Raw genomic sequence first — 13,336 nt, forward strand, 5'->3', positions numbered from 1 at the left:
AATCCGGATATTCGCCACAACGAATATAGAGATATTTTCGAAAATTGCAACCGATTGCAATTATTTTTAAAAAATCAGCATTTTAGTTACTTTAGCGGAAACAGTAGCATGAGCCAGCCGAAAGAAATAACGATTTACGATATAGCGAGGGAACTGAATATTTCTGCTACCACGGTAAGCCGCGGCCTGAAAGGGCATCCAACCATTAATAAAAACACCCGTAAAAAGATTGCAGAAAAGGCGAAGGAACTGGGTTACACGCCCAACACCTTTGCCGGCAGCTTACGCAGCAAACGCACCAATACCATTGGGGTAATTGTGCCGCGCCTGAACAGTTATTTTATGTCGTCGGCACTGGCGGGCATGGAACATATAGCCAACAAACACGGCTACAACCTTATTATCAGCCAGTCGCTGGAAAACGCGAAAAAAGAGATAGAGAACGCCCATACCATGTTTAACCGCCGGGTAGACGGGTTGATTATTTCCCTGTCCTTTAACACAGAAAACATTAACCACCTGCTGCCCTTTACCGGGCGCAACATACCGGTGATTTTCTTTGACCGGGTGTTTAACAGTGAGCAGTTCACCGGTGTGGTAATAGATAACTATGCCGCCGCTTACGAAGCAACCAAACATCTGATACAACAAGGCTGTAAAAGAATTGTGCACCTGGCTGGCAACACCATTCGCAATGTATATAAAGACAGGCTGGAAGGGTACATGCAGGCCCTGACCGATCACCAGTTAAAGCACGACCCCAAGCTGGTTATCACCAGCAACCTGAGTGAGGAAGCAGGTATAGAAGCCGCCCAGCAAATTATTCAAATGACTAAAAAGCCGGATGGCATTTTTGCTGCCAATGACAACTGTGCCATCTACTGCATGATTCACCTGAAGCAGGCTGGCATACGTATTCCGGAAGATATTGCTGTAGTAGGTTTTAATAACGACCGGGTAAGCCAGATTATAGAGCCCGCCCTGTCTACCATCAACTACCCCGGCTATTCCATTGGCGAAACCACCGCCACGCACCTGATCAATCATTTACAGGGCGATACCAACATACAAAGCACTAATACCATTGTATTGCGTACCGAGTTGATTATCCGGGCATCTTCCCTGAAACAAAAAACAGGATAAGTTTTCAGATCCCTTTTCACAACCGATTGCAAAAAATGGATCCCAAAGGCCCATTTTCTCCCGATTTCAAACCATTGCCACATGACACAAACAGGTTTATCCCCTATCCGGAAACTGCTGCTACTGAGTACCCTCTTTTGCCTGTGTAATCAGGCATTTTCACAGTTGGCCAACAAAGCTGTTTCGCAGTTTCAACTGGTAAGCGGCCAACACACTCCGGCCATTTATGTTGCAGCTACAGAACCCCTGCTGGTACAAAAAGCCGCGCAATGGCTGCAACAGGATATTGCAGCTGTTACAGGCCACCTGCCACCTGTGATACATACACTTGACCAACCTTATACTACAGTAATAGTAATAGGCACCCTTGCGCAAAGTCCCTTATTGAAAGAACTCGCCAGCAAAAAAATGGTGCAGTTTAACAGCATACTAAATCATTGGGAAGCCTACCAGCTACAACATATTTCTACCCCGGCATTCATGCCACTGAACAATATGCTGATTATTGCAGGCAGCGACAAGCGTGGAGCTGCTTATGGCGCTTTGGAGTTATGCCGCAGAATAGGTGTATCGCCCTGGAATTGGTGGGCCGATGTGCCTGCACAAACAAAAGATACCATTAACATCCCTTTTCACTGGAAACTGATAGATTCGCCCCGTTTGCAATACCGCGGCATTTTTATTAATGATGAAGCCCCTGCACTGAGCGGCTGGGCGCATGAAAAGTTTGGCGGCTTTAACCATGCTTTTTACGAGAAAGTATTTGAACTGATCTTACGCTTAAAAGGCAACTATCTGTGGCCTGCCATGTGGGGCAATGCGTTTAATGACGATGATACCTTAAACCCCAAACTGGCCGATGAATACGGTATAGTAATGGGCACTTCGCACCACGAACCCATGCTACGCGCACAAACCGAATGGAAACGTTATGGTAGAGGAGCCTGGAACTATGCCACCAACCACGAGGTACTGCGCAATTTCTGGCGCAAAGGCATTCAAAATATGGGCACACACGAAAGTATTGTAACCATTGGCATGCGTGGCGATGGCGATGAACCTATGACAGAAGGCACGGCTATTCAGTTGCTGGAAAATATTGTAAAAGATCAGCGCACTATTATTAGCGACGTTACCGGAAAGCCCGCCGCAGCAACACCACAGATATGGGCTTTATACAAAGAAGTGCAGGAGTATTATGATAAAGGCATGCGTGTGCCTGACGACATTACCTTGTTGTTATGTGATGATAACTGGGGCAATATTCGCAAGCTACCTGCGCTCAACGCCCAACCACGCAGCGGTGGCTATGGCATCTACTATCACTTTGATTATGTAGGTGACCCGCGTAATTACAAATGGCTTAACACCAACCCGCTGGCCCGTGTGTGGGAGCAAATGCACCTGGCCTACGAGCACAACGTTAAAAAGATATGGCTGGTGAATGTAGGGGATATCAAACCTATGGAATACCCTATTTCTTTTTTTATGGATTATGCCTGGAATCCCGATGCCGTAAAGGCAACAGATATTGCTGCCTATACCCATCGCTGGGCCAGAGAACAGTTTGGCGCTAAGTATGCAGCGGATATCAGCAAAATATTGCTCGCCTATACCCAATTCAATGGCCGCCGCAAGCCCGAACTACTATCGCCTGATACGTACAGCCTGCAAAACTATCGCGAAGCAGAAACCGTAGCAGACGAATACAATCAACTGGTATTGCAGGCAGAGCGTATAGGCCAGCAATTACCTGCTGCCTGTCAGGATGCTTTTTTTCAACTGGTACTACATCCCGTTAAAGCCTGCGCTAATCTCAATACCCTCTACCTTGCTGTAGCTAAAAACAGGCTGTATGCTACACAACAACGCAGAAGCACTAACCTATGGGCCAACCTCGCGCAGCAATTATATGTAAACGATTCGTTGATAACACAGCAATACAACCAGCAAACAGCCAAAGGCAAATGGAACCATATGATGGATCAAACACATATAGGTTACACCTACTGGCAACAACCCTTACAAAACAGCATGCCCGAAGTGCGGCAGATAGAAAATAGTCCTGCACCTGCTATGGGTGTGGCTGTGGAAGGTAATGAGCAATGGTTTCCTAATGTTACCGAAAAGCTTACCCTGCCCGACTTCAACACCTTACTGCCCGACCGGCATTATATAGAAATATTTAACCAGGGTATCAACAGCTTTGACTATACTATCAATACTTCTCATCCCTGGTTACAGATAGATAAACCCGAAGGCACTGTTTCATCTGAACAACGCATTGAGCTAACCATCAATGCCGCTGCGGTGCCTGCCGGCACTCATACCGTTACACTTACCATCACTGGTGCAGGCAAAACCAGCTATGTAACCACACGGGTAATTAAACCCCGCACCGGTATCGTAAACCGTACCGGCAAAACCTTTCTGGAATACAATGGAGTGGTATCTATACATGCAGCCAACTATGCGCAACAGCTACAGAAGAAGCCATTTTACTGGCAAACAATACCTTACCTGGGCAGCACACATTCCGCCGTTACGCCTTATCCCGTAACAGCAATGCCTGCTATCCACGATAGCTGCCCTGTGCTGGAATATACATTCTATACTTTCGATACCACTCGTAAAGCAGAAGTGCAATGTTATTTTTCACCCACATTGAATTATCACCATACTGCTACCGGCCTGCGTTATGCAGTTAGCATCGACAACCAGCCTTATCAGCAGGTGGGCATCAATGCATCTTTCACACAAAAACAATGGGAACAAATAGTGGCAGACAATATCAACAAAAGCATCACTACGCATCGCGCGTTAACGCCGGGCCATCATACCCTGCGTATTAAAATGGTAGATGCGGGTGTGGTGCTGCAAAAAATAGTGATTGTTACCGGCACAGAAAAAGCGACCTACCTGGGACCGCCTGAAACAAGCATACCTTAAATAAAGCGGCCCCGGTAAAAACCAGGGCCTTCAATAAATAAAATCCCCCGTATTAAGAGTCACATGAAAAAACCTCTTATTATTACAATTTAAAACCAATAGTAGCCTCATTTATATATACCCCTAGCCTTACAGAAAAGTATATATTTCTGTATATGTTTATGCCTGTTAGAAGCAGCAATGCTGCTATAACATAACAATAATTACAAACTTATTTATTGGGATATTGGATAGATGGATGCGAATATATAACCGCATATTGAAGTAACAAAAAAATACAGAACATTTGTTAGTTTGATGCTTAAAATAACAAACACATTACTAATACCTGAAATATAAGCTATGCCTGCATTGGAGAGAGATGATAGAATAATAATATATACTATGTATTCATAAGCAGCAAAAAGAAAGGGCGTCCAGAAGAACGCCCCTTATACATCTATCACTATTTGAACATTTTGGTAAGATCGTTTAAATCTACATCGCCATCACCATCCTTATCCAGTCCCAGCTTTACGCCAAAACCACTTAAGGTAGACTGAAGGTTACCACCACCACTGCCACCTAACGATGACAATAACGACTGAATATTGAATGCACTGCCGTTACCGCCGGTGCCACCACGTAAAGCATTTAATATGGTAGGAATTAAAGTAGCCGCAATGCCACTGGCTGCCGCACCATTAATACCAAACTTTTGCATGATGTTGCCTGCAAAATTGCTTTCCATTTGCTGCGCCACAGGATGGTTAGGATTTTGCACTACTTCTGCTGCTTCGTCTGCACGTCCGCTGGCGGTTAAATCTGATAAGGTTTGTGTAATTGTGTTTTTAGCTTCTGCTATCACACTTTCATTGTGTTCATTGGGTACAGCCGGATTGTTTACCACTGACTGCTGCGTTACCTGTTGAATAAGCTGTGTAATTTGATCCCACATAGGAGGTACATTTTGATAAAAGTACAGCATTTGGTAAACAAAAAAATGAACAGATGATCTATTGCAGGTTACCCTACAGCAACTTCCCGCCAGCCTGTAAATGATTTTAGCCTTACTGCAATCTATTCAAATAACCCATGCGCCATTTTTGGCTAACCAAAACTCACTTTAGGTTAGCCTGCAACTAGTTCAGGTTAGACGGGACTCATTTTTAGTTACCTAAAACTAAGTTTATGCTACCTGCATGCATTTTTGGTTAACCCAAAATCAGTGTTAGCTAACCTCAAAGATTTTAAGGTTAACCTACAGCCAGTTTCAGTTAACCTAAAACAATTACCAACTACCCCAAAATACAGCCAGGCAACCCCGCAATAACTCCAGGTTATGTTCGTGCAATTGCCAAAAGTTATATAGTAATTTTTCGCCAACTAATAAGCAATTCAGGTTAGCTGAAAGTCATTTTAGGTTAACCTGTATCCATTTCAGGCTAACCTAAAATGAATACAAGCTGGCTTAAAATCATTTCAGGCTAACCATAACTGGTTTTAGGGTTAGCCTGAAATGATCTTTGGCTACCCTAAAATGGTGGCAAGCTAACCTAAACTGATTGTAGGGTAGCCTGGACTGACTTTAGATTACCTTAAAATGTTTTTGAATTAACCGTGAATAATCTTATATCAATCACCATTTCAATGCAGACACACTACAATTACTGTAGTGTGTCTGGCAATTACTATAAAGTTTGACAGAATTACTCCAATGTACCCTAAAAACAACTTCCGTTACCCTAGAGTGATTTTAGATTCATTGCGAATAAATTCACATTAACCAATATTTCAATGAGGCAACACTACAATCACTACAATGTACCAGGCAATTACTATAAACTGTGCTAGAATTACTCCACTGTACCCTAAAATGCGACGCACATCATCCATACATACAATAACTTAATAGAATACAGCAACTACCTTCCTGTAAGCTACCAACAAAAAAGGCGCTCCTGGACAGGAGCGCCGAACAAGTACCAATTATTATACTAATCTACATTTTTACTTTTCCGGCCAGTTGTAAACTCCGGGATGATCCGCCCACCACAATATCAAACACGCCCGGCTCTTCTACCCATGCATGCTTGTTATCATCGTAGTAACTGAAAGCATCTTCTTTCAGATTGATGGATATTTTTTTCTCTTCACCCGGCTGTAACACTACTTTTTCAAAACCTTTCAGTTCTTTATAAGGACGGGGTAAGGCGCTTACTTCCTGCCTTACATACAGCTGTGCCACTTCGGCACCCGCTACTTTACCCGTGTTTTTTACAGTGAACGTAACAGCAGCCCCTTTGCCATTTTTAGTAACGGTAAGGTTGCCATAAGCAAATGTGGTGTACGACAAGCCATGACCAAAAGCAAACTGTGGCTCTACCTGGTAGGTATCGAAGTAGCGATAGCCCACATAAATATCATCAGTGTAATACATGTTCAAGCTATCCTTTGCATACATACCCAGTTTTTCGGCTGGGTTATCTTCCAGCTTTTTAGGAAAGGTCATAGGCAGTTTACCGGATGGATTGACTTTACCCACCAGTATGTTAGCCAATGCAGTACCCCCTTCCATGCCGGGATACCATGCCTGAACAATAGCGGGTGTGTTGTTGATCCATTGGTTCATATCCACTGCGCCGCCGCCCATCAGCACTACAATGGTTTTAGGATTAGCCGCCAGCACTGCTTTTATCAGTTCGTTCTGCCCAAAAGGCATTTGCATATCCGGCTTGTCTACATCTTCTGCATCATAGGCATTATCGGCCCATACGTTATAGTTATAACCATGCGTCCATCCACCCACTACAATAGCTACCTCTGCCTTACGGGCTGCATCGGCTGCTTCCTGTATTAAGGCAGCATTGGCCTGTGCGCCACGTTCAATAGTATAGCCCTGGCTATAGGTAATGTTCACCTGTTTGCCGGCAACGGCTTTTAACCCCTGCAACGGCGTTATTTCATAAAACGCTCTTATCTGTGAGCTGCCACCACCCATGCTTTGCTTTCTATCGGCATTCAAGCCTATTACCGCTATCGATTTAACGGCAGCAGTTAATGGCAGCGTTTTGTTTTCATTCTTTAATAATACAATACCTTCTTCTGCAATTTTTTGTGCGGTTTGCTGGTGTGCTTTAGTATTGTATTCGCCCTTTTTACGTACGCCATCTGCCACATTGGTTTTATACATCAGGTATAAAATACGGCGTACTTTTTCGTCTACTACCGCTTCTGCCACCTTACCACTTTTTACCAGGGCGATAACGGTATCCCCCATATAAAACTTACTGTAATCAGGTTTAGGCAGCATGCTTAAATCGGTACCCATTTCCAGGTCGCATCCATAATACAAGGCTTCTATGGTGTTATGCACCGCGCCCCAATCGCTCATCACCACACCTGTAAAACCCCATTCCTTTTTCAACACCTGGTTTACCAGGTAATCGTTGTGTGTGCAGTATTGCCCGCGAAACTTATTGTAGGCGCCCATTAACGAGTTTACGCCCCCTTCCATCACCGCCGCTTTAAAGCCCGGCAGGTATATCTCACGCAAAGCACGTTCGCTCATCAGCACATTTACAAAGTTCCTCCTGGTTTCAATGTTGTTGGCTGCATAGTGTTTTACACAGGCCGAAACGCCCTGGTCCTGTACACCTTTTACATAGCCCACCACCATCTTCGACACCAGGTAAGGATCTTCACTTTGATATTCAAAATTGCGACCATTCACCGGCGTGCGCAGGATGTTAACACCTGGCCCCAATATAATGTCTTTACCACGATAGTTGGCTTCACTGCCCAGCACACTGCCAAAGCTATAGCCCAGCTGTGTGTTCCAGGTAGCTGCCAGGCATACTCCTGTAGGTAAATAAGTGCCGGAATCGGCCATAGGCGCTACCGGCCCCCAATACCTGCCCTGTTCGGGCCTTACGCCATGCGGACCATCACTCATTACCAGCTCGCGTATACCTAAGCGGCTTACTCCGGGCGAGGTAAAACCAGAGTTGCCATGTATCATGGCTACCTTTTCTTCCAGGGTTAGCTTTTTCAATGTGGCTTCTACCTTGGCAGATAAGGCAGCCGGCGTTTGCGCACTGGCGGCTGCACCCGCCATTACCAATGCCACAATAGCCCATAAGCGATGTTTGATACAATACATGGTGTAGTATTTGAAAATAAAAAAACAGGTGCATTACTACTAACAGCAATGCACCTGTATGTAAAGATTAATAGTTATCATTCTGCTTTAAACCAGCTGTTTTCACATCCTGGTCAGGAATAGGCAACACTTCATTTTTACCTTTCTTAAAGCCCAGTGGTCCCAGCTCTTGCTCAGCCAGTCCCCAACGAACCAGGTCTAAGAAACGGAAGCCTTCAAAAGCCAGTTCCAGCTCACGTTCTGTAACAATAGCAGTAAATAGTGCTGTGCCGGTAGCACTTACATCTCCAAGGCCTGAACGGTTTCTTACCTTGTTTAAGTAAGTTCGGCTGGTACCTTCACTACCCGCACGATATTGCGCTTCAGCAGCCATCAGCAACACATCTGCATAACGGATCAAACGCCAGTTGGTACCATAGTTTAACTCAGGAATAGCACTACCGTTAGAATTGGTTTGTGTGGAGAACGAACCATATTTACGCTGAAAATAACCTTCGTATTCATAAGCAGTAGGTGCATTCCAGTCACCACCGGCAGCTTTCAGTTCCGCTTCGCTCATGACCGTAGTTTTTCTTCTTACTACATCACCGGCAGCCACATAAGCATCATATAGTTTCTTTTTCGGACGGCAAAATCCCCAGCCAGCCAGCAACGAATCTCCAGGTGCTTTGGTATAATTATCGGAACGTGGCCCCATCAGCTGAATATAGATATTCGCTTCCGGCGCTTTGTCCCAGGGAAAATTACCCCAATCGTAAGACTGAGTTTCACTATAAGATATCTCGAATAAAGACTCTATACCAAACTCGCCCGACCTCGCAAATACAGCAGCCACAGATGGAGCCAGGTTGTATTCACCGGAATTGATCACCAGGTCAAACTGAGTAGCTGCATCTGTCCATTTCTCCTGGTACAGGTATGCCTTACCCAACAATGCCTGGGCAGCACCCTTGGACATGCGGAATTTATCGCCGGCAGCATAACCGCTTTTTACAGGCAGTACTGGTATTGCTTCCTGCAAATCTTTTACAATCTGCGCATAAATATCCGCCTTGGGCGAACGCTTTGTTTTTGTATAGTCTTCCGGCGCTATATCTGCCAGCACCAGTGGCACATCACCCCACAGCGTTACCAGCTCGAAATAATTATAAGCACGTAATGCTTTCGCTTCTGCTATCAGTCTTTTACGCAAATCGTTATCCGGAGTAACTTTTGCTACCACTTTATTGGCACGGTAAATAGTGTAATAACACAAGCGCCAGCCCCAGTATACCTTCTCATTCTGGCTGTCGTGTTTAAACAGATCCATATCCTGGAAACCGGGCTGATCACCAGGACCATTACCGCCTGCATTGCTTTCATCGCTCAGCATCAGCCTTCCTATAAACATGCTACCCCATACCGTATTGTAGTCCGTTTGCATCATATCATATACAGCCGTGGCTGCCTGCATGGCATCTTTATCTGTTTTATAAAATTCATCTTCCGGCAGTATGCCATTTACAGGTTGCTCCAGAAATTTGTTGCACCCGGAAGAAAACGTGATAGCGGCTATACTTGCTACCACCATTGCTTTTTGTATGAATAAGTTTTTCATTTGTGTAATGTTTAATAGTTTGATTAGAAGCTTAACGTTAAACCCACCATGGCCTTTCTGGGTATAGGATATACACCACGATCAATGCCCAGACTGTTGTTATCATTACTACCTGCTTCCGGATCAAGCCCTGGATACTTCGTAAACGTAAAGAAGTCATCCAGCGAAACATATATTCTTACATTATGTAAAGCCGCTTTATCAGCCAGCGATTTAGGCAGCGTATAACCTAATTGCAGCTGACGTATACGGGCATAAGAACCTTTAAACACCATCAGATCGCTGTTATACACATAAACACTGTTGGTGTTAGGAGCAAACCATTTATTGGTGCTGCCTTCACCCGTCCAGCGGTCGTTATAAAAGAACGCAGGCTTATTGGCTGTAGAACGGTCTGTACGGTTAAAGCCCATTAAGATATCATTGCCATGCTGGCCTTGTAAAAAGGCAATCACATCAAATCCTTTATAAGCCATATTAATACGGAAGCCATACACAAACTTAGGTAGCGGGCTACCCATATAGCTTTGATCTGCATTACTCAGTTGCTTATCACCATTTACATCTAACACAATAGGATCGCCTGGTTTAGGCGCATAACCGGTAAGGCCTGTTTTAGCCAGGTAAGCGTCAATTTGCTGCTGGTTCTGGAAAATACCATCGGTTTTATAACCATTAAAATACCATACAGGATAACCAGGTTTAAAGATAGAAGCCGTCCAGCCAGTACCTACACCCGCACCGTTAATCTGGTTAACCAGGCGGTTAATAGACAATACTTCATTGTGTATAGTACTGAGGTTGCCACCTACTTCATAATGGAAACCATCCTTACGGCCTCCTCTGAACGATACATCAAACTCCCAGCCACGGTTCAACACATTTCCACTGTTTACCAGGCTTAAGGTGTTACCGGCAAACAACGGCGTAACGCCTGCTCCCGGCGTAATCAGGTTCTTTGTTTGTTTGTTGTAATAGTCAACAGATACACTCAGTTTGTTATTCAGGAAAGCAAGGTCAACACCAATATCTGTTTGCTGACTGATTTCCCAGGTTAAATCGGGGTTAGCCAGGTTTGTAGGAGCCGCCCCAATCAGGTAAGTACCTAAATCGGTAGGATAGCCCGGTGTGGTAGGCGATATAGAGTTTTGCCATTTACCCGGGCCCACGTTTAAGCTGCTACCGTTTTTACCCCAGCTACCACGCACTTTGGCATAGTTGACAATATGATCCACACTTCCGAAAAAGTTTTCATTGCTCAATACCCAACCTGCTGAGAAGAAGGGGAAAGTAGCCCACTTATGTCCGGCAGCAAAATCGCTGGATGCATCTCTTCTTACCAGCGCCTGCAACAGGTATTTATTTTTATAATCGTAACTCACCCTTCCATAGAAAGAAGCCTGTGTGGTAATAGTGGCACTGCTACCAATTCTGTCCTGCAAATCAGGAGCATTATCTCCATAAGAGAAACCATCTGTTTCGCGAAATAAACCGGAATAAGAACCACCCACATAATTCCAGCTGCTTTTGCGTATAGAAGTACCACCCAGAAAGCTGAAGTTATGACTGCCGAACTTACGGGTATAGGTAGCAAAGTTTTCCCACTGCCAGGTAAACCAGTTGTCCTGCTTGTCGGCACCACCCGCCAGCGTGTTCAGCTTCTCGGGCGAGAACCAGAAAGTAGGCGTCCAGCTATGTTGCTTTTGAAAAGCAGCATCAATACCAAAGCGGGAGGTAAGCACCAGGTCTTTCACTGGTTCCAGGTTCGCATACACGTTACCTACTACTTTATTCTGTACGGTACCGCTATGTGTATTTTGTATCATTGCCAGCGGGTTGCCATACTCTCCAAAAATATAATCAGAAATACCATAGTATTTTCCCTGCGGATTTTGCACCAGCGTATAACCTGCTGCCAACGCATCTGCTGCACGTGTGCTTAAAGCTCCCGGAAACACTACCGGTGTTAACGGATCCATTACAATGGCACTGCTTAACACAGAACCAAACTCATCATCTTCGGCAATACCATTTCTTTTAAAATTAGCGTAAGAGAATCTTTCGCCAACGGTAAGCCAGGGCTTCACTTTGCTTTCTGTGTTCACCCTTACCGTGTAACGGTCAAACTTAGCTTTATCACCGCCTATAATACCATTTTGCGTATAGTAAGTTCCATCTATCAGGTAAGTAGTTTTGTCACTACCGCCACTAAATGCCAGTGTATGGCGCATTAAGGGGGCGGTTTCAAACACCTGGTCCATCCAGGTGGTGCCATTACCCACAGCAGCAGCAGCGGCAGCCGTAGGTGCATTCGTGGTGTTAGATGCAGTAAGATACTCCTGGTATTGCTTGGCATTCATCATTTCCATTTTCTTACCTACCGATTGGCGTGCATACTGCATGTTGTAGGTAATTTCTGATGAATTTTTCTTACCGGTTTTAGTAGTGATGATAATAACGCCATTAGCGCCATCCATACCATAGATAGCGGCAGACGCATCTTTCAGCACATCTACAGAAGCTATTTCAGAAGGGTCGAGGTATTCGATACCACCCGCTCTTACTCCATCAATGATATACAGCGGATTGCTGGAACCGTTGGTACCTACACCGCGAATAGTGATGCGCATAGCGCTACCCGGAGAACCTGATGCAGGTAATACAGACACACCCGGTGTGCGGCCCTGTAAAGCCTGATCGATACGGCCGGCAGAAGTAGTAGCTATCACATCTGATTTTACAGAAGATACCGCAGCGGTTACACTGCTTCTTTTTTGTGCACCATAACCAATTACCACTATTTCATCCAGGCCGGCTACTGCATCTTTTAAAGAAACAGACAGTTCCTGTTTGCCCGATACAGCAATCTCGGTCATCTGGTAGTTTAATGCCTTCACTTCCAATACAGCAGTAGTGGCATCATTTACATTCAACGTAACCCATCCATCAGCATCAGTAACCGCACCATTCGTTGTTCCCTTTTCTACTACTGACACGCCTTGCACAGGCAGGCCCTTGCTGTCGAGAACACGGGCCTTGATCTTATCTTTTTTTGATTCGCCGGACATTATAACTACCACATGCTCTTCCAGTATTTTATAGGTAAGCGATGTATTAGCCAGTATTTTATCCAGCACTTTATTCAGCTGTTCATCTTTTATATCCAGATCGATAAACTTATCGGCCGGAATGCTTTCATTGTTAAATAAAAAACGATAACTGGTTTTTTGTTCAATTTCCAGTAATACCTTGTTCAGCGGCATTTTTTTAACCTTCAGGCTTACAGTGGTTTGTGAAAGAAGGTTTGCCGAAGCATTTAAACAAAAAGCAAAAGTTAGTAGCAAAGTCAACTTCATAAGCACAGTTATTTTCCACAGCATACTTTTCCGGAAAAAAGCATACTCCCGTTGATTTTTTTTCATAATTTAGTTTTGATTACGGTTTGAGCAATAGAGGTCACAACGCTCCTTTCCAAAAGAGTGTGGCCTTTAGTAAACTGTTTTTGT

Annotated in this window: 6 protein-coding genes; 2 read left to right on the forward strand and 4 right to left on the reverse strand. The window is 44.5% G+C overall.

The genetic code is table 11. The features are described 5' to 3' along the window. The first annotated feature begins 108 nt into the window (after nt 1–108). Together FLA_RS23845 and FLA_RS23850 are read left to right on the forward strand one after the other, a co-directional pair. Nucleotides 109–1,143 carry a LacI family DNA-binding transcriptional regulator gene (locus tag FLA_RS23845; protein ID WP_076377266.1) on the forward strand — a complete coding sequence of 345 codons (1,035 nt, stop codon included), beginning with the start codon at nt 109–111 and terminating at the stop codon, nt 1,141–1,143. Between the two features lie 81 nt (nt 1,144–1,224). Beyond that, nucleotides 1,225–4,092 carry a glycosyl hydrolase 115 family protein gene (locus tag FLA_RS23850; RefSeq protein ID WP_076375060.1) on the forward strand — a complete coding sequence of 956 codons (2,868 nt, stop codon included), beginning with the start codon at nt 1,225–1,227 and terminating at the stop codon, nt 4,090–4,092. A 445-nt stretch (nt 4,093–4,537) separates the two neighbouring features. Here FLA_RS23850 and FLA_RS23855 read toward each other — a convergent pair whose 3' ends face one another. From FLA_RS23855 to FLA_RS23870, 4 genes are all read right to left on the reverse strand, one after another. Continuing rightward, nucleotides 4,538–5,029 carry a hypothetical protein gene (locus tag FLA_RS23855; protein ID WP_144263942.1) on the reverse strand — a complete coding sequence of 164 codons (492 nt, stop codon included), beginning with the start codon at nt 5,027–5,029 and terminating at the stop codon, nt 4,538–4,540. A gap of 1,044 nt (nt 5,030–6,073) precedes the next feature. Then, nucleotides 6,074–8,233 carry a glycoside hydrolase family 3 C-terminal domain-containing protein gene (locus FLA_RS23860; protein ID WP_084205984.1) on the reverse strand — a complete coding sequence of 720 codons (2,160 nt, stop codon included), beginning with the start codon at nt 8,231–8,233 and terminating at the stop codon, nt 6,074–6,076. 67 nt (nt 8,234–8,300) lie between these two features. Continuing rightward, the gene (locus FLA_RS23865; protein ID WP_076375064.1) at nt 8,301–9,830 is read right to left on the reverse strand and encodes a RagB/SusD family nutrient uptake outer membrane protein; all 1,530 of its coding nucleotides are present in this window, start codon (nt 9,828–9,830) and stop codon (nt 8,301–8,303) included. A 23-nt stretch (nt 9,831–9,853) separates the two neighbouring features. Continuing rightward, a complete protein-coding gene (locus FLA_RS23870) occupies nt 9,854–13,186 on the reverse strand; it encodes a TonB-dependent receptor (RefSeq protein ID WP_170022684.1) in 3,333 nt (1,110 codons plus the stop codon). Nucleotides 13,187–13,336 lie beyond the last annotated feature (150 nt).

This window comes from Filimonas lacunae, from assembly GCF_002355595.1.
GTDB lineage: Bacteria > Bacteroidota > Bacteroidia > Chitinophagales > Chitinophagaceae > Filimonas > Filimonas lacunae.

Coding starts and splice junctions, on each gene's coding strand:
- FLA_RS23845 (WP_076377266.1), top strand. CDS start 109: ATGAGCCAGCCGAAAGAAATAACGATTTACGATATAGCGAGGGAACTG.
- FLA_RS23850 (WP_076375060.1), top strand. CDS start 1,225: ATGACACAAACAGGTTTATCCCCTATCCGGAAACTGCTGCTACTGAGT.
- FLA_RS23855 (WP_144263942.1), bottom strand. CDS start 5,029: ATGTGGGATCAAATTACACAGCTTATTCAACAGGTAACGCAGCAGTCA.
- FLA_RS23860 (WP_084205984.1), bottom strand. CDS start 8,233: ATGTATTGTATCAAACATCGCTTATGGGCTATTGTGGCATTGGTAATG.
- FLA_RS23865 (WP_076375064.1), bottom strand. CDS start 9,830: ATGAAAAACTTATTCATACAAAAAGCAATGGTGGTAGCAAGTATAGCC.
- FLA_RS23870 (WP_170022684.1), bottom strand. CDS start 13,186: ATGAAGTTGACTTTGCTACTAACTTTTGCTTTTTGTTTAAATGCTTCG.